This is a genomic window from Wolbachia endosymbiont (group B) of Camptogramma bilineatum (genome assembly GCF_947251825.1).
In the GTDB taxonomy this organism is placed as follows: Bacteria; Pseudomonadota; Alphaproteobacteria; order Rickettsiales; family Anaplasmataceae; genus Wolbachia.
In genome coordinates this window covers 1,303,268-1,321,493 of the sequence record NZ_OX366391.1, presented here as the reverse complement: position 1 = coordinate 1,321,493, position 18,226 = coordinate 1,303,268, and the positions used below count along the sequence as shown (strand labels likewise).

At 33.7% G+C, this 18,226-nt stretch carries 20 protein-coding genes and 1 riboswitch; of the genes, 12 read left to right on the top strand and 8 right to left on the bottom strand.

Annotated features, from left to right (window positions below):
* The first annotated feature begins 63 nt into the window (after positions 1-63).
* Positions 64-166: riboswitch (TPP riboswitch) on the top strand.
* The 5 genes from OPR44_RS06690 to OPR44_RS06670 all read left to right on the top strand — a co-directional run bounded on the left by OPR44_RS06690 (position 155) and on the right by OPR44_RS06670 (position 3,490).
* Positions 155-439, top strand: a complete 285-nt coding sequence (locus tag OPR44_RS06690) for a SemiSWEET family sugar transporter (protein ID WP_264682396.1) — start codon at positions 155-157, stop codon at positions 437-439. Its footprint overlaps the riboswitch before it by 12 nt.
* Positions 411-1,091: a thiamine diphosphokinase gene (locus OPR44_RS06685; protein WP_213863930.1), complete on the top strand. Its 681-nt coding sequence runs from the start codon at positions 411-413 to the stop codon at positions 1,089-1,091. Before OPR44_RS06690 ends, OPR44_RS06685 begins: the two co-directional genes overlap by 29 nt.
* Before the next feature lie 546 nt (positions 1,092-1,637).
* A complete protein-coding gene (locus OPR44_RS06680; protein WP_038249248.1) occupies positions 1,638-1,826 on the top strand; it encodes a hypothetical protein in 189 nt (62 codons plus the stop codon).
* Positions 1,820-2,794 (top strand): recombinase family protein, encoded by a 975-nt coding sequence (locus tag OPR44_RS06675; RefSeq protein ID WP_265014769.1) that lies wholly within the window; start codon positions 1,820-1,822, stop codon positions 2,792-2,794. The genes OPR44_RS06680 and OPR44_RS06675 overlap by 7 nt, the downstream gene beginning before the upstream one ends.
* 114 nt (positions 2,795-2,908) lie before the next feature.
* On the top strand, positions 2,909-3,490 hold the full coding sequence (locus tag OPR44_RS06670) for a hypothetical protein (RefSeq protein ID WP_406829265.1): 582 nt from the start codon (positions 2,909-2,911) through the stop codon (positions 3,488-3,490).
* Between the two features lie 104 nt (positions 3,491-3,594).
* Here OPR44_RS06670 and OPR44_RS06665 read toward each other — a convergent pair whose 3' ends face one another.
* From OPR44_RS06665 to OPR44_RS06650, 4 genes are all read right to left on the bottom strand, one after another.
* Positions 3,595-3,756 carry a hypothetical protein gene (locus OPR44_RS06665; protein ID WP_265014768.1) on the bottom strand — a complete coding sequence of 54 codons (162 nt, stop codon included), beginning with the start codon at positions 3,754-3,756 and terminating at the stop codon, positions 3,595-3,597.
* Positions 3,757-4,003: 247 nt separating this feature from the next.
* Entirely contained in the window at positions 4,004-4,333 is a 330-nt protein-coding gene (locus tag OPR44_RS06660; RefSeq protein ID WP_265014767.1) for an ankyrin repeat domain-containing protein, read from the bottom strand.
* Between the two features lie 134 nt (positions 4,334-4,467).
* Complete coding sequence (locus OPR44_RS06655) at positions 4,468-5,574, bottom strand: ankyrin repeat domain-containing protein (protein WP_265014766.1); 1,107 nt, start codon at positions 5,572-5,574, stop codon at positions 4,468-4,470.
* A gap of 78 nt (positions 5,575-5,652) precedes the next feature.
* Entirely contained in the window at positions 5,653-6,774 is a 1,122-nt protein-coding gene (locus tag OPR44_RS06650) for a Bcr/CflA family efflux MFS transporter (RefSeq protein ID WP_458694749.1), read from the bottom strand.
* A gap of 176 nt (positions 6,775-6,950) precedes the next feature.
* Between OPR44_RS06650 and ubiE the strand changes: the two genes are divergently transcribed.
* The 5 genes from ubiE to argS all read left to right on the top strand — a co-directional run bounded on the left by ubiE (position 6,951) and on the right by argS (position 13,386).
* Entirely contained in the window at positions 6,951-7,649 is a 699-nt protein-coding gene (ubiE, locus tag OPR44_RS06645) for a bifunctional demethylmenaquinone methyltransferase/2-methoxy-6-polyprenyl-1,4-benzoquinol methylase UbiE (protein WP_265014764.1), read from the top strand.
* A 182-nt stretch (positions 7,650-7,831) separates the two neighbouring features.
* Positions 7,832-9,532: an ABC transporter ATP-binding protein gene (locus OPR44_RS06640; RefSeq protein ID WP_265014763.1), complete on the top strand. Its 1,701-nt coding sequence runs from the start codon at positions 7,832-7,834 to the stop codon at positions 9,530-9,532.
* Between the two features lie 732 nt (positions 9,533-10,264).
* Complete coding sequence (locus OPR44_RS06635; RefSeq protein ID WP_262986182.1) at positions 10,265-10,648, top strand: hypothetical protein; 384 nt, start codon at positions 10,265-10,267, stop codon at positions 10,646-10,648.
* Positions 10,649-10,907: 259 nt separating this feature from the next.
* Entirely contained in the window at positions 10,908-11,498 is a 591-nt protein-coding gene (locus tag OPR44_RS06630; RefSeq protein ID WP_265014762.1) for a hypothetical protein, read from the top strand.
* A gap of 181 nt (positions 11,499-11,679) precedes the next feature.
* Positions 11,680-13,386 carry an arginine--tRNA ligase gene (gene argS / locus OPR44_RS06625; protein WP_254229831.1) on the top strand — a complete coding sequence of 569 codons (1,707 nt, stop codon included), beginning with the start codon at positions 11,680-11,682 and terminating at the stop codon, positions 13,384-13,386.
* Positions 13,387-13,448: 62 nt separating this feature from the next.
* Here the strand turns inward: argS and ccmA are convergent, their stop codons facing one another.
* Complete coding sequence (ccmA, locus tag OPR44_RS06620) at positions 13,449-14,072, bottom strand: heme ABC exporter ATP-binding protein CcmA (RefSeq protein WP_264377732.1); 624 nt, start codon at positions 14,070-14,072, stop codon at positions 13,449-13,451.
* A gap of 3 nt (positions 14,073-14,075) precedes the next feature.
* Positions 14,076-14,507, bottom strand: a complete 432-nt coding sequence (locus tag OPR44_RS06615; protein WP_265014761.1) for a hypothetical protein — start codon at positions 14,505-14,507, stop codon at positions 14,076-14,078.
* A gap of 436 nt (positions 14,508-14,943) precedes the next feature.
* Between OPR44_RS06615 and OPR44_RS06610 the strand changes: the two genes are divergently transcribed.
* Positions 14,944-16,701, top strand: a complete 1,758-nt coding sequence (locus tag OPR44_RS06610) for a hypothetical protein (protein WP_265014760.1) — start codon at positions 14,944-14,946, stop codon at positions 16,699-16,701.
* Positions 16,702-16,706: 5 nt separating this feature from the next.
* On the top strand, positions 16,707-17,003 hold the full coding sequence (locus tag OPR44_RS06605; RefSeq protein WP_265014759.1) for a hypothetical protein: 297 nt from the start codon (positions 16,707-16,709) through the stop codon (positions 17,001-17,003).
* A gap of 481 nt (positions 17,004-17,484) precedes the next feature.
* Here OPR44_RS06605 and OPR44_RS06600 read toward each other — a convergent pair whose 3' ends face one another.
* Both OPR44_RS06600 and OPR44_RS06595 read right to left on the bottom strand, forming a co-directional pair.
* On the bottom strand, positions 17,485-17,892 hold the full coding sequence (locus OPR44_RS06600; protein WP_211907921.1) for a nucleoside deaminase: 408 nt from the start codon (positions 17,890-17,892) through the stop codon (positions 17,485-17,487).
* A 17-nt stretch (positions 17,893-17,909) separates the two neighbouring features.
* Positions 17,910-18,146, bottom strand: a complete 237-nt coding sequence (locus tag OPR44_RS06595; protein WP_245970079.1) for a hypothetical protein — start codon at positions 18,144-18,146, stop codon at positions 17,910-17,912.
* Between the last annotated feature and the right edge of the window lie 80 nt (positions 18,147-18,226).

The window sequence follows — 18,226 nt, the reverse complement described above, 5'->3', positions numbered from 1 at the left end:
TGGGTTTCATGAATGCAAGTCACTGTTAATTTCTTGATTAATAGACTAAATGATGTTATAAATTACATGCATTAGGGGTGCTCTAAAAAAGCTGAGAGTACATAAAGTACAACCCTTTGAACCTGATCTTGTTAAAACAAACGTAGGAAAATGTATGTATATAAATATTGAAGAATGCTTTGGCTTCATCGCGTTCATTACATCTCTCATTGGGTTATTGCCTCAAGTATATAGAGCATATATCACAAAACTTACTCGTGACGTATCGATGCTAATGTTGGTGAATTATCTTATTTTTTCATCATCTTGGCTTATTTACGGTATTTGTCAGGGTTTAACTTTTGTGATACTCAGTAATATTGCTGGATTAGTGATCAGTATAATATCAATTGTTCAAAAATGTTACTACGATGCAAAAACTGCACGAAGCGTTTTATAACCATATGCTACATTGTAGCGTGGAGCAAGAATATCGTTCTATTGTAGTACTAAATGGAGAAATACCTGATTCATCGTTTTTTAAACAAGATATACCTGTTATTGCTGTAGATGGAGGAGCAAATAAGCTTCTATCAATTGGCGTAAAACCTGATCTTGTAATAGGAGATTTGGATAGTATAAATCCGAATTTACGTGCTAATTTAAATACAGTATATCTACCTGATCAAGATTATTGCGACTTTTCTAAAGCAATGGCTCACTTAAAAACAGTAAAGTTATTGCCATCAATAGTAACGGGTATTACTGGAGGAGCAATTGATCATATACTACAAAATATCAACATTTTTTCAAGTACAGATAGTATCTTTTATATGCCTTCGCCTTCCATGGTGGGGTACGCCTTACAAAAAGGTATTAGCTATTTTTCCTCTTTGCTAAAAAATACTAAAATATCCTTACTTGGTATACCGAAAGCTCAAATATCAACTAAAGGATTACAATGGGAACTATGCCATAGTAACCTTGCTTTTCCAGGAAAGAATTCTTGCTTTAATCGAAGTCTAGGCAATGAGTTATCTATAGAAATACACAGCGGCGTGTGTTTAGCAATGATATATTTAGAAGCAGTAAATGATGATGGTGTGTATTGAGTTAAAACATTAAGAAAAAAAAAAAGTAGAAAAACCGTGTTAACACTAATTCTAAAAACTACAGGTGCCTGTTGTTAGCTAAAGTAAAGGTCAAATATCTGGAATTCTGGACATAAAATCCTCCTGTATAAAAAAGATTCAGAATGTACACACAACAGATGTAGCTGAATTTTTATTGAAAAATTGGTTAAAAGTCTGCAGACCAAGATAAATTTTGAGCTCTCTAAATATCTCTACCATCATTATAATGGCATCTTGAGTATGCGGAAGCAATTTTTTCATTAAAATAAAAAATTTTATTCTACAGCTTAAAAAGGAGTTTGCTAATTTTCACACTGAATCGGATTTCACTGCTCAAACCTAGAAACTTTAATGTATCAAGGTATCTGTTCAGGGGAATGTTCAAGTCAGGACTCCGCCAACAATATTGCAATAAACCTGAAACTTGAGAAGACTATTTCTCGAAAGCTTCTACAAAAAGAACGGAGAGTTGAATTTATTTATAGAGCTAATGATCAAATAACCATATGTCTCGATGGATAATATATGGTAGAGCTCATGGGCAACAAGAAATTAATAGTGCGGATTAGTTGTAGTTATGAAGTAAATCGATTAGCAGAGTTGTATCTATTAGATGCATATGAAAAATTAGTGTTAAGTAAACCAATAAAAGCGAGCAAAAAGGAAGAAAACTCTGAATATAAGAAAGTAGATTTGAGGACGGTAAAATGGTAACAGTTAGTTTATATGCAAGAGTTTCTTCAGGGAGGCAAGCACAAGAAGATACAATAGCAAGCCAAATTGCTGCTATAGAGAATCAAATTAGTATGGATGGACATAAATTATTAAATGAATATAAATTTATTGATAATGGTTATAGTGGTTCTAACATAATCCGTCCTGGTTTGGAAAAATTACGTGATAAAATAGCAGAAGGTAACATTGATAAGGTTTATATTCATTCTCCTGATCGTTTATCTCGTAAGTATGCATATCAGATGATATTACTTGAAGAGTTTAAGAAGTTAGGAGTGGAAGTCATTTTTTTAAATTATCAAATTAGCGATAATCCAGAATCTCAATTACTATTACAAATGCAAGGTATGATAGCAGAATACGAACGTGCAAAAATCATGGAACGAAGTCGTCGAGGAAAGATTTATGCAGCAAATAAGGGTTGTATAAGTGTAATGAGTGCTGCTCCTTATGGCTATCGTTATATAAACAAAAATACAGAAACAGGACAGGCCTTATTTGAGATTTATGAAGAAGAAGCTGAAGTTGTTCGTAAAGTATTTTCTTGGGTAGGAAGAGAAAGAGCCAGTATAGGAGAAGTATGTCGTAGGCTAAGTGCTATTTCCATTATGACGAGAACTGGAAAAGAGTATTGGGATAGGGCTGTAGTTTTGAGTATGTTAAAAAACACTGCTTATAAAGGACAAGCAGCTTTTGGTAAAACAAGGTTTGGCGTAAAACTAAAACATATAAGACCGAAAAAAAACTCCTGCGAGCATCCAAAAGATAATTATTCTACTTATCCTGTTCCAAAAGAGGATTGGATTTATATTAAAGTACCTAGTATAGTAAGCGAAGATTTATTTAAAATCGTTCAAGAACAATTAGCTGAGAATAGAAAAATAGCAAGAACAAGACAAAGAGGAGCAAAACATTTATTGCAAGGTTTAGTAGTATGTAAGCTTTGAAATTATGCATATTATGGTACTAGCACTGCAAGGAATAAGGAGGGGAAAAAAACTAATAATCAGGTATATTATCGTTGTATTGGTACGGATTCATACCGTTTTGGCGGTAATAAAATGTGTAACAACAAATTAATTCGTACAGATACATTGGACATGGCTGTGTGGGAAGAGGTAAAACACCTATTAAAAAATCCAAATAGAATATTAGAGGAGTATAAACGTAGACTTTCAGAACTTAAAAAATCACCACTAGATCAAAAAAGCGCTTTGCTTGAAACACAAGAAGATAAGTTAAAACGAGGTATTGCAAGGTTAATTGATAGTTATGCTCAAGAATATATTGATCAAGAAGAATTTGAGCCAAGAGTTAAAGCAATGAAACAAAACTTAAAAATGGTTGAAGAACAAAAGAAAAAGATATTTGATCAGAAAAAACTCACACAAGAGTTAACTCTAGTAGTAACAAATTTAGAGGGGTTTTCCTCTAGTATTAACTCAAGTCTTAATAATGCAGACTGGCTAACTAAACGTGATATTATTAGAACGTTAGTTAAGCGAATTGAGATTAATTTTGAGGATGTAAACATCGTGTTTAGAGTAAAAGAGCTTCCAGACTCTTTTCATATGGAAAAAAATCAATGCTTGCAATGTTGTTGTAGGGGTAAGTGCTCCCTTTCTTGTCATTCCAGTGCTTGACACTGGAATCCATTATACTCCGTAAATTTAACTGGGTGCCAGTGTCAGCTACTTTCATGACATCAACTGATTTTCCTTTGAATGCCAGTTATGCAAGAAATCTATTATATAATATTATTGTCACCCTCTTGATAGTTTGTTAGCTCCTCTCCTCCTGAGTTACTTGGTGCAATTATTTGATCATATTCAGTTGATGGTTCATCAGATCCAAACAACCATGAAAAAAAGCCACCAAAAAATGATGCAATTAAAGAAAAGGGCTTCATAATTATATTAAGCAAATTATCGAAAAAAGAGCTCGGTTGCTCTTCATTTGTCGATACTCTATTTTGTGTAGGTTCTGCATAAGGAATATGTCCATTATCAGCAGCTTCAATTTTTACATCACTTTCTTCTTCTGCACTGATCTCCTGTGATTCTTCCTCTTGTTCTTGTAAACTTAGTTGGGCATTACCTTCTTGCTCAGCATCTTCCTCTTGACCTACTTCATTATCTTTTGATGCTATACTGTCATCAATTTTTTTTGGGGGGGGGTTTTAGTAATAGAGTTTTTATTTCTTCTGTGCTAGCTAAATCTAAAGGAGTCTTTCCATATTTATCTTGTGCATTAACATTTGCTTCTGCGTTTATTAGAGCTTCTACTATCTCTTTTCTATCATAGTTTGCAGCCCAATGTAAAGGAGTCCTCTCATCCTTATCTACTGCGTTAACATTTACTTCTGCGTTTATTAGAGCTTTTACTATCTCTTTTCTACCATATCCTGCAGCCCAATGTAAAGGAGTCCTCTCATCCTTATCTACTGCATTAACATTTGCCTTCATTCCTATTAGAATATCGACCATCTTTTCACGGCTCCACGATACATTAGGCAATGTATTCCAGTTGTTTTTTTTTAATTACCAGGTGTAAAGGAGTCTTTCCATCTATATTTTGTAAATTAACATTGATACTTTCTACTTTCAGTAGATCGTCCAATTCAGGTATCTCCATCGCTTTCTTTTAAAAAAAAATGCAAAGGAGTCTCTTTATTTTTATCTGTTAGATTAACATTGATGCCTTTTTTGTTCAGTAGAGTATAGAATTTATCTGTATCTATATCTAGGTCTATTTTTTGAAGAATTAAATGTAAAGGGGTTTCTCCTGCATTATTTTGTGCATTAACGTCTGCTCCTTTATCAAGTAGAAATTTTACTATCTTTTCTGTATCTTTATATCTACTTTTAGCAGCAAAATGTAAAGGGGTACTTAGATCATCACTTTGTGCATCAACCTTTGCTCCTTTGCTGAGTAGAAATTCTACTACGTCTTTATGTCCATATTTAGCAGCAAAATGTAAAGGGGTGCTTAGATCATCACTTTGTGCATCAACCTTTGCTCCTTTACTGAATAGAAATTCTACTACACCTTTATGTCCATTTTGAGCAGCCAAATGTAGAGGAGTCTCTTCAAATTCATTTTTTGCATCAATTTTTGCTCCTTTGCTGAGTAGAAATTCCACTACGTCTTTATGTCCATTTTGAGCAGATAAGTGTAGAGGGGTCTCTTCAAATTCATTTTCTGCGTTAACCTGTACTTTTTCTTCTCTATTTAACAGATTTTCTACATCATCAATATTACCGCTTTTAGCAGCTTCAAGCAATTTGTCATTGGCATCTTTTATGCTTTGTAATAGATTTTTTATTTCTTCTGTCTTAGCTAAATCTAAAGGAGTCTGTCCTTTATCATTTTTTGTATTAACATTTGCTTCTTTCTTTAATAGGTCTTCTACTGCTTTCAAGTCGCCAAGTCTAGCAGCCAGATGTAGAGAAACCTTACAATGCTCAGCTTTTACTTCTTCGTATTTATTTAACACGTGGCGTTCTCGAGAAGAGTCATAAGCAATAAAATCTGCTCCATTATCTAATAGAACTTTTGCTATATAAGAATGATTATTTTTAACAGCCCAATATAGAGAATTACCTTGAGATCCATCATATGCATTAACATCAGCTTCTTCAATTATTAGGCGCTTTGCTTCATTAAGATAACCTCTTTTAGCAGCATCAAGTAAAGCAGCATCTATATTTCTGATTGAATAATTCATTTAACACTTCTCTATAAAATTGCATTACTATAGTAAGGTAATTAATAATTCATGAAATCTGGGTTGTAGAAATAATGATTATCCTTCGTGTTTTTCAGTATATTTAAGTAAACTATATATAAGAATTGCAATTATAGAACATACAACTGTTAATAGTAAATTTGGTAAAATGCCATAAGAAAAGAATTTTCCTACTATGTATATTCCAACAGCCCCAAACATCATATTGCAAAATGAGAGAACTGCACTACCAAGCCCTATACTTTTGACCGTTTCTAAAGCAGAAGTTACGTTATTGCTGATTACGAGTGCAAGTCCTATATTGCTTGGAATCCAAAGAACTTGAAGAATAAGTACGTTCAATTTGTTCATGAAATAAAAATATACCAATAAACCATCAGATATTATTGGTAATACCAAACCTATGATTAGCATCTTGCTCACTCCTATTTTTGGTACGTACCTTCTGTTAATTAAAGTGCCGATTACGTAAAATATGACTATGATTGATATGAGATAGCCAAAATATTGTACTTCAATACCCATTGATTCAAATATGAACGGATAGTTAGCAATGTATGCCCAAAGCCACATGAAAGTTAATCCATGAATGGCTGAAAACCCAAGAAAACGATAATTCTTAAATATTAATATATACTGCTTGAAGATATTAATGCTGGCTTTACTTTTATTTACGGTCACCGTTTCTTGTAGTTTCGAGTAAATAAAAATGAGCATAATAATTGCAGCAAGTGATATGATAAAAAACAAAAATTTCCAACTATAACCATGTAAAATTATATAACTGCCTACCACTGGAGCTATTCCAGGTGAAAGCGCTACTACCATATTTAACTTTGAGATTACTCTTGAGTATTCACTACCTGAGTACATATCCCTGATTGCTGCATATCCGACAACGCCTGCAACACCAGCTCCAGCTCCTTGTATAAAACGGATTAATATTAAAAGTATAATATTATCAGCTATGCAACATACAATACTTGCCAAAGTAAAAATTGTCATACCAATAAGCATTATTAGGCGCCTACCATAATAGTCTGACAATGGGCCATAAATTAATCCAGATATTGCAATTCCTAATAAATTTAAACTGATCGTAAGCTGCGCTATATTACCTTTCACCTTAAAATAGTTGGCAATACTTGGCAATGCAACTGAGTATAAGTCTGTTGCCATATCAACAACTGCTACAGATAATATCATAATAAGAGAGATGATATTTTGTGAAAAAGCTGTCGACACTAATGATTTACTGGATTAAATATGTTTAATTGTAGTATATTTTTCTCATTAGTATATTAATTTAACTGCTAAAGTTTAAAATAATTATGTAAGCAATCTCTATATAAAATATGGATAAATCACAACTAGTTAAAGAGGTTTTCGATTCTGTAGCAAATTGCTACGACATCATGAATGATATAATGAGTCTTGGAATGCACAGGCTATGGAAAGAGAAGATGGTAAGTAGTGTGCATTTTAAAAAGAACTCCAAGGTTTTGGATATTGCTGGAGGAACCGGAGATATAGCTATAAGAATAGCAAGAGGTGAACCAAGTGCTCAAGTTACAGTATGTGATATAAATCAAAACATGCTGGACAAAGGGCGTGATAAAGCAATAAATTCAAATCAGCTAAATTTCAATTGGGTATGTGTAAATGCAGAGAGCTTACCATTTGAAGATTCTGAATTTGATTATTATACAGTAGCTTTTGGTATTCGAAACTTTTCTGACCGTAAAAAGGCTTTAAGTGAAGCATATAGGGTATTGAAGCAAAATGGACAATTTGTCTGCTTGGAATTTGCCCCTATGCATTATCAAAATGAGATATTCACCAAATTTTATGACTTATACTCATTTAAAGTAATTCCTAAAATTGGTAGCATAGTTGCTAAAGATAAGGGTTCTTATGAATATTTAGTGAAAAGCATCAGAGAATTTCCAACTCAAACTAATTTTAAAATGGAAATTGAAGAGATAGGCTTTAAGAATGTTGAGTTCTATAATATGAGCTATGGAATAGTAGCATTACATATTGGAACAAAATGAATATTAAACTCTGGTCTATTCAGTAGTTTTTTTTGCTAACTTTCTGTAATTTCGCAGCGTTTTTCCTTCAGTAGAAATCAAGCTAAAGTTTCTTGAACGTATTGCTCTAACGAAGTACACTGTAAACTAATATTGTAACTTTTTCCTGAAGCTAAAATCTATATAATTAACTTAAAAATAAAATGCGATCTAACATTAAGCAGTTATTTTATTATATAAAACCTAATCTACATTATTTTACCGTAGCTTTTATTGCAGTTCTATTTTCAGCTTTAACGATTCTTCTTTTTGGTAGGGGCTTAAGCAACATAATTGATTCTGGCGCAGAGCATAACTTTACTACCAAGCTCGTAGTTTCAATACTGATAGTTTTAGGCATTTCTTTCACTGCATTTATTCGGTTATATTTCATTGGCATTGGCAGCGAAAAAGTTGTCGCAAGAATCAGATATGACTTATATAGCAGTATTACTGATTTACAACCAAGTTTCTTTGAGAATACAGGTGTGCAAGATGTTATCTCAGCACTCATTACTGATACCTCTGCATTGCAATCGATAATAAACAGCAGCTTACTGACAATATTGAGGAATGCAGTGGTACTAACTGGTAGTGTTGCAATGCTGTTATACACAAATCTACATTTAACCGCATATGCAGCTGCAATAATACCCATACTGCTCATTATCATGACTTCACTTGGAAAAAAAGTTCGCAATTATGCACGCTTTGCTCAGGATAAATTAAGTGAGCTTGCATCATTTAGTGAGGAAAATTTTAGATCTATAGTAACCATTAAATCATTTGTACTAGAAGAAAATGAAAAAATTCGTTTTCAGAAACATCTAAACTCAGTATCAAAATCATACGTAAAATTAGTACTCTTGCGTGCTATTTTAGTAACTCTAGTTATCACGTGTGTGATAGGTTCGCTAGTTATTTTGCTTTTTTTTGGAATAAAAGAAGTCTTAAGTAATAATATGACCATTGGAGAACTCTCCTCATTTGTGTTTTATTCAGCGCTTGCGGCAGGAGCTATAAATAATTTGAGCGATAATATCAGTGATTTACAACGAGGTCTTGGAATAGTAGAGCGTTTGTTTGAGTTTACGAACATGAAAAGCTCTATAGTAAATGGCGAAAATCCTATAAGAATTAATAGTATTCAAAAAGAAATTTCGTTTAACGATGTAACATTTTTTTATGCTGATAAGCCAGCATTAAATAACGTATCATTTTCTATAGAGGCAGGCCAATCAGTATCAATTGTTGGACCATCTGGCAGTGGCAAGAGCACCATTTTAAAGCTTCTGCTCCGTTTTCACGATCCAAGTGAAGGCAGTATTACTATTGATGGACAGAATATTAAGACAATTGCGCTAAATGACCTAAGATCGCTGTTTGGCTTAGTACCACAAGATCATATGATATTTTCTTGCTCAATAATGGAAAATATACTATATGGTAAACCAGATGCTGAATATGAAGAGGTGAAGCAAGCAGCTATCAGCGCTTATGCGATGGAATTTATTGATAAGCTGCCGGATAAATTTGATACATTTGTAGGAAAAAGAGGACTAAAGCTTTCCGAAGGACAAAAGCAACGTATTATAATAGCAAGAGCAATACTGAAAAATCCTCAGGTTTTAATACTGGATGAAGCAACCTCTGCCCTTGATTATAAAAGTGAGAACCTCGTGCAAAAAGCACTGAGCAAATTAATGCAAAACAGAACAACAATTATAATTACGCACAGGCTATCAACCGCACTCAAAGCTGGCAAGATTATAGTGATTAATTGCGGGAAAGTAGAAGAAGTAGGAACTCATGATTCTCTAATGAGTAAAGATGGGCTGTATGCAAAATTGGTGAAGATAGGGTAGAAATTTAAATCATAATGTTGTTAACATGCTAGATTTAGCAATCAAGTTATGAAATCTTTAATTATTTTAAAGTACAATAATATCATAGTATTTTTCAAAGGATTATTATGGTTTATAATTACAGTAATTTACCAAAATTGCCATTTACGGCTTATAATTTACCAGCAGCTTTACCAGTATCGAACTATGCACAAGCTTGCACACCTCCAATGGCTTATAATTTACCAGCAGCTTTACCAGTACCAGTATCGAACTGTGCACAAGCTTGTACACCTCCATTTGTACCTTGTGCTACTAATTCCTGCCATAATTATTTTAACTCGCATCATAACTATTATGACACATGTCATAATCCTTGTGATGGATTTGTTTTTTTTTATTAGAAGATTGTTTTTAAACAATTCATAAACGCACGTGCTGCCATCTAAGAGCACATGGTCTCCCATGTGCTTCACATTTTGCTTAAAAATATAATAAGCAGGTGCTTGCTTGTCATTTGCAGTGGCTATAGCAGTTCTACCAAAATTAACACAACTAGTTTGACTACTGACAGCTCCTTCTTGGAATCTTATCATTATTCTGCTCATAGTAAAATTTCTAAGCTCTAATATCTATTACTTGTATAACGGCTGGAAAGGAAATTTTAAATATATCAATCTTAGTATTAAGATTGTAAATTTATTAACTATTTTATCCTATAATAGTCTAATAGTTATTTTTTAAAGGATATTTATGACTCACTATCACACTTCATCTCCAAAAAACGTTTGTTCTCATAATACCAAAACTTCTTTTCCAGGCTGTAAATCAATATGCATTCCTGATAAAGATGAGCATTGTCATACTACTCGTTTATGTCACAGTCAAGACCCGTTTTTCAAGCATCATTGTACTCCATACCACTATGATTATAACTCACATTGTAAACATGGTTATGACCCATGCTACGGTAATAATCACGGTTATGGTCATGGTACAACAGCATCATGGTATCATGCTCACGATTCTGGTAACACAGTAGTGTTAAATGTACCATGTTGTGGTTGGGGAACAAGAACTGGGATAGGAACTGATACAGTTGCAAAATTAGCTCCAGAGCACAACGATTTATTTTGAAGGCGATAAAACTTAGTGAGGGTGTAAAAGGTGTGAAGGACGTGTAGTGATACTATGTGCTGAAAGCATAATGCGACGATAGGTATAGCACTGATGTGATATGGTAATAACATAACAATTTATACTATAGATATGGGGTATGTATTATGCCCTTATATCTATAGATTTAGAGCTTTATTAATAACTAATTCGGCGTGTAATTTTTTACCTTGTTCTATTAATAATTTTATATATAACTCTAATTGTATCGGAGATTTCTATGTTAAAGTATAATCTTAATAACCAGTATGATAATAAAACATATACTAGTGTTACTGATAATCTAACGAATGCTGTTCAATATGAAGAAGATAGGGAAAAACTTACCGCAGATGAAGTAGATAAAAAAGATGAGGTAAAACCTACCGTAGATGAAGGAAATAAGGTAAAACCTACCGCAGATGAAGTAGATAAAAAAGATGAGGTAAAACCTACCGCAGATGAAGTAGATAAAAAAGATGAGGTAAAACCTACCGCAGATGAAGTAGATAAAAAAGATGAGGTAAAACCTACCGCAGATGAAGTAGATAAAAAAGATGAGGTAAAACCTACCGTAGATGAAGGAAATAAGGTAAAACCTACCGTAGATGAGTGTAAACTACACCCATGCTGCAAGTATTATTATAATTTGTGTTTTAACGATTGTTATGATTCATGTTGTAGTAATCATGACGTAGCATGGTTTAATACTTGCGACGATGGCAACACAGTAATGCTGAATACAACTTGGGATTGGGAAATAGAACTACCTGGAATTATATGGTATCCGGAGTTTTTTGACTTTGGTTATTCTGAATTAATGTTGATCTAAGTTTATGGTTTCAGAGTATAATGCTATGATATACGAAAAGTTGCTGTCTAAGTTTAATCTATCAAGTGTTACATCAGCCTGTTAAAGCAAAAGAGAAAATGAAGGTAAAATAGTTAAGATAACCCTTCAACTCCTTCCATTTATCAACTATACTGCTACAGATTTTATAGCTTTTTAGTTAATGAACATTTTCAAGCAGGTTGCCTCTCTAATCTTTAGTAAATTAAATGAGTTGAAGCAAAGGGGTGTTATAAGTACGAATGCAACAAACTTTATTGTAGAGCCTCCGAGCAATAGAGCGCATGGAGATATTTACACAAATGTTGCTATGGTGCTTGCAAAGCATGAAAAAAAGAATCCAGTTGAGATTGCAGGGATCTTAGCAGAAGAATTTAAATCTTTTGATGAAGTTGCAAAAGTGGAAATAGCAGGTCCTGGGTTCATCAATATGCACTTAAAAATGGAAGTATGGCATGGGATTTTAAAACAAATAAATGAGCTAAAAACGGAGTTTGGCACTCTCAACATTGGAAACAATCAGGCCATCAATGTTGAGTTTGTATCCGCAAATCCAACAGGTCCTCTGCATATTGGTCATGCAAGAGGGGCAGTGTTTGGTGATGTTTTAGCAAATTTGCTAAAGAAAGTTGGTTATAAAGTTACTAAGGAGTACTATATCAATGATGCTGGAGCGCAGATAGATACGCTAATTCGGTCAGTATATTTGCGGTATAAGGAAGCTCTGGGAGAGAAAATTAGCATCGAAAAAGGTTTATACCCAGGTGAATATTTAAAGCCAATAGGGAAGGGGCTAGCTAAAAAATATGGCAAGGAGCTTAGAGAAGAGGAAGATAATCGAGTAATTAGAGAATATACTTTAAGTTCTATCTTAGAACTTATAAAGGAGGACATGAGCTTGCTTGGAGTCAATCATGATATTTTTACTTCAGAGTATGAGCTACAAAAAAATGGCAAAATCGAAGAGAGTATAAAGATATTATCTGATAAGGGTCTAGTGTATGAAGGGTACCTGGAGAAACCAAAAGGCAAAGAAAGTGAAAGTTGGATTTCCAGAAAAGAAATGTTATTTTGCTCTACAAAATTTGGTGATGATGTTGACCGCGCACTAAAAAAAGAGGATGGTAGCTGGACTTATTTTGCATCGGATATTGCTTACCATTTTGATAAGATATCACGTGGTTTTAACAATATGATCGTAGAGCTCGGCAGTGACCATGGCGGTTATATTAAAAGGCTTAGAGCAGTTGTCTCTGCGCTCAGTGATGATCAAGCAAAGATAGAGGTAAAACTGCATAATATTGTGAATTTCTTCGAAAATGGCAAACCTGTTAAGATGTCGAAAAGATCAGGAAATTTTCTTACAGCTAGGGATGTAGTGGAAGAGGTTGGCAGGGATATAACTCGTTTTATAATGTTAACACGCAAGAATGATATGGTCTTGGACTTTGATTTTGCTAAAGTTAAAGAACAGTCAAAAGACAACCCTATTTTTTATGTGCAATATGCGCACGCCCGTGCTCATTCGTTAATGCGTAATGCTCCAAAAGAGCTCCCAACAGCAGACCCTTCACTTTTAAAGACAGATGGGGAGCTATTCCTCATAAAAACCTTAGCAAAGTGGCCAGATGTGGTAGAAATATCTGCAAGGCTTTGTGAGCCACATAGAATTACTTTCTACTTACTTGAAGTTGCAGAAGCGTTTCACGTTTTATGGGGATATGGCAAAAGTGATTTAAATATGAGGTTTATACTGGAGAATAACTTAAATCTCACCGCTGCAAGAATGTTTCTCGTCCAAGCCTTAGCACACGTCATTGCTTCTGGACTTTCGATTTTTAATATAGAGCCTTTGAAAGAGATGAGTTAATTTTAATGCGTAATATTAAATGTGATAATAAATTATTGATGTAAGTACAATAAGGCCAAAAATTATACAAGAGGTCTGTTAAAATCACGTATGTCGATTGTCTTGAAGTCACACAATTGTTCTGTAGAGCTATGTCCTGTAATAATTACTGTACCGTTCTGCTCAGAGCGTATTGAGATTAGGTTCAATACTAATTCACATGTTGTGCTATCAAGATTACAGAAAGGTTCATCTATCAGCCAGATATTTGCATTAGAAATTAAAAGGCGGGCAAGCGCAACTCTTCTTTTCCAGCCTGCAGAAAGTTCACCATATCTAATGTTAAATACAGGTTGCAACTCTAAACAATAAGCAGCTGCCATAACTGATTCTCTAGTGTTCCGTATTCTTGCCCAGAATTCTATGTTTTCACCAATTGTTAAGCTATCTTTACAGGCGTTTTTATGTCCTACGTAAACCATGGAAGATATAAAGGATTTTGGATCATCATATATGTCTTTTCCGCAGTATCTTATATTGCCTGATACTGGCGGTAAGAGTCCAGATAAACTTCTGATTAAGCTGGTTTTGCCGCTACCATTTGGACCAGTGATTAAGATTTTTGATTTTGGCTCAGCTTTTAAATTGAGGTTTTTAAATAATACTTTGTTATTACGAGCACAGGATAGATTTTTACATTCAAGCATGGATTATCTGCCTTTTCCTTTATATTTACCCTTAGTTGAAGACTGAGCTTTTATAAATAGCTCCCAAAATCCTTTCTTATCACCTTCTCTGTGTATCAATTGTGCAAAATGTTTCATTAAACTATTACCCATCATAACCATCTTTGTCCATTTACCTAACGGTTTTGCTATATCAACTATTTCTAGATCTTCTTTGTAAACTTGCATATTCTTTTGTTCCTCCCTTAGCATTTCCTGTTGTTTCATCAACTCTTTTTGCTTATTTTTTTGATATAATTCATTAAATCTTCTATTTTCTTCCCACTCTTCTTTGAGAACTTTTAGAGGAAATATAATTTTTCTAATATGATTTTTGTATATTTTTCTCAAAAAGAGAAATACTGCAATTATAGTAAGTAATATCGTGCTATATGTAATGATTTGTCCGAATGGCATTTTTATACTCAGCTTATTGGCAAGCGGTATTTACAATTATACCATAACTATAGAAATTTTACAATTTTTTTCTGGATAAAGATAGTAGACTAAAAATTTCTAAAGAACACAAGCAACGTATTTACGTACAGGCTATCAACTACTACACTCAAAACTGACAAGTGATTAATCATTGGAGAGTAGAGGAATCACGGCTCTCTAATGAATAAAGGTGGACTGTGTCAAGCTGGTGAGTAAGGTGGAAATTGAAGAAAATCTAATTGTTGGTTATCATGCCAGATCCACAATATAAGTTATAAAATTTTTAATCATTTTGGCTTATAATAATTTCTGAGTTAACCTTAGATTTCCTGAGCTGTGGTTTCTTTTACCCATGTTGAATTCCTAGCTTTTATACTCTAATTGAATTCCAGTTTTGACTATATAGGAGGTCACAATGTCAAACAATATCTATAGCGATCAAGTTGATAATAGTAATTTATATGCCAACAAACTTTTTTATGATGAAGAGGGTGAGCAAGTCGAAAATCTAGGAGATCAGGTTGCGGAAAAAGAGGATGATAAATCAGAAGAAGATTTACTTCGTGACTGTAGAGATGAAACTAAGAAGGAAAAAGATAAGTTAATACAGTGTAAAAAAGATGCTGTGGAATCACAAAGAGAAATTACACAATTAGAAGCAGAAGCTAGTGAATTAAAGTCACAGGTTCAAGAAGAGAAAGGGAAGGTAGAACAAACTAAGAATGAAGCTAAAGCAGCAAAGGCAGAAGTTGATGAGTTAAAATTACAGGTTCAAGAAGAGAAAGGGAAGGTAGAACAAACTAAGAATGAAGCTAAAGCAGCAAAGGCAGAAGTTGATGAGTTAAAATTACAGGTTCAAAAAGAAAGGGAGAAGGTAGAACAAACTAAGAATGAAACTGAGGCAGCAAAAGCAGAAGTTGATGAGTTAAAATTACAGATTCAAGAAGAGAAAGGGAAGGTAGAACAAACTAAGAATGAAGCTGAGGCAGCAAAAGCAGAAGTTGATGAGTTAAAATTACAGGTTCAAAAAGAAAGGGAGAAGGTAGAACAAACTAAGAATGAAGCTGAGGCAGCAAAAGCAGAAGTTGATGAGTTAAAATTACAGATTCAAGAAGAGAAAGGGAAGGTAGAACAAACTAAGAATGAAGCTGAGGCAGCAAAAGATGAGTTAATACAGTGTAAAAAAGATGCTGAGAAGATGAAAGAAGGCTCTGAACAGGCAATTAATCAGGCAAAGTATGATGATGCTCAAGCAGAAGCTAAACAAGCAAAATTAGAAGCTAAGCAAGCAAAATTGGAAGCTAAGCAAGCAAAATTGGAAGCTGAGCAAGCAAAATTGGAAGCTGAGCAAGCAAGAATAGAAGCTTTGAGGTGCGAAATTGGACAAGAGAGAGAAGAAGTTATGCGGTGTAAAATTGACAAGGTAAAAGAAGAACTTATGCAGTATAAAATTGACATGGCAAAAGCAGAGAATAAGTGTTATAAAAAAGCAGCTGAAGAATGTAAAAAAGAGAAAGGAAGTGATAAAGAAGAACTTATACAGTGTAAAATTGACACGGTAAAAGCAGAGACTGAGTGGTATAAAAAAGCAGCTGAAGAATGTAAAAAAGAGAAAGGAAGTGGTACAGATAAACCTTGTCCCAATGGAGGAGGTGGAACTAATGTAGTCAAACCTGTTACTAATGGAGGAGGAGATGAAACTAATGTAGTCAAACCTGTTACTAATGGAGGAAGGGATGAAAATAGAGAAATTACGTCTCAAAAAATAACCCCAGATTGTAGCAAGGAAGAAATTTGTGGATCTTATGCTCGTTTTTATGGAGAAAATGGAAAGATAGGTTATCAAGGTTTTAATACATCTGATTTATTAAAGAATTTGTATTCTGAGATGTACGGTAATCCTAAAATTGCACCATATATAGAAAAGGGAGCAGAGGGTAGTTATGGTGCAGTAAATTTTAAATTTGCCTTTACTGATACTCTTAGTTCAATAGGCCACTTTAGTGATATAAAATGTGATAAATGCATTAATAGTCCACAAGAGTTAGCGTGTCAAGAAGAAGGGATTAAGAGTTTCTGTACTCTAACGACTACTATTATACTAAAGAATGCAACAAGAATTTTTTTTCTAGAGAATCATGTCCTGATCTCGTTAAAGAGTTCGGTGAAATAAGTGTTATGAAAGCAAAACAAGTTGCACCATTGATACTTGTTAATAACTCAGGACAAATGATAGATAAAGAGGGCAATAACACTCAAATAAACTATAGTTCATTAAAGCCTTATCTAAAGGCTAATGGTAAAATCAAGGACTGTGGAGCTGACCAAAAGTGTAAGGATTATATTCCAATCATGAAGAAAGTTGCATGGGATACTGATAAGGAAGTACTGTTAAAAACTGTTTTTGATGATATGCAAAGAGCGAGTCCTTACTATGAAGATAATCCTGTTTCTGATGATACTAATTTTATATAAGACTAAATGTTTTCTGGGCTTTTCAGCTCAGAAAACACTTTTTTAGAAAAATAGAATTGGTGACCTTACTCAAAAAAAAAGTAGAGAAGAAGTTTTTGTTGTGAGAATAAATTTAGCAGAGTTTATAATATAATATTTAAGTTATTTATGATAAAAAATAGATTTCTTGCATAACTAAGCGTCATCCCAGCTGGGATTTAGCAAGAAAATCTAGATTCCAGCGTTACGCGCTGGAACTCTTTAAATTCCAGTAGTGCAAGAAATCTAATTTCTACGTGTTTAAATATGGAAGTTCTAGTTTGTTGAACAGAACGTTGATAAGTATCAATAAGAAGCTCCCTTTTGAGTAAACTTTTCTGCAACGGAGTTATCGTAATAACACCCCTTATGTACGTTGCATGAGCAAATTGGTCAAATATACGAAAGAGTTATAATACAGATTTTACTCAAAAAATATTGAAACAATCTCACACATCTTAAACTAAGTTCTCAATTTCTCAAAGAAATCTTTTAACAAAAGAGAACATTTTGTTTCTAATATTCCACCATAAACTTCAGGTATGTGGTTACAGAATTGAAATATTCTAGTGCCGTTTTCAACTCCTCCACCTTTGGGATTGTAAGCCCCGAAGTACAGACGTTTAATTTTTGCAAAAGAGATAGCTTGAGCGCACATCGGGCACGGCTCTAACGTTACGTACATTTCAGCTTCATAAAGCGTGGAAGTTGAAAATGCTTTTCTAATTGTTAACATTTCTGCATGTGCAGTTGGATCATTAGATATATTGTGTGCAGAGGAGATGATATTGTTTCCATTAACTATTACAGCACCTATTGGCACTTCGCCATCTTTCTGAGCAAGTTTTGCTTGCTCTATGGCAAGTTCCATGTATTGGTACTTAAACATTAGGTGCTTGGGTAAATATAATTTTCTTTTCTTGGCTTTTCTATTTTTTCTAGGTTATAGAATTCACTAAGGACTATTGTCCTTTTTACAAGGCTATCTATTTCTCGCTTTAAATATTTTTTTATTTCTTCTACCGATTTTAGTTCGTTTATAGCTACAACTACTTCTTCCATTATATCCTCTATAATTTGATCCTCCTCTAATTTATATATTATTTGTTCTACATGCCTATTCAATTCCTCGAAGGTGCAGATCCATATGTAATGCTATCTTTACTATTTCTTAGTAACATTTTTTACCTCTCTATTAGAATATA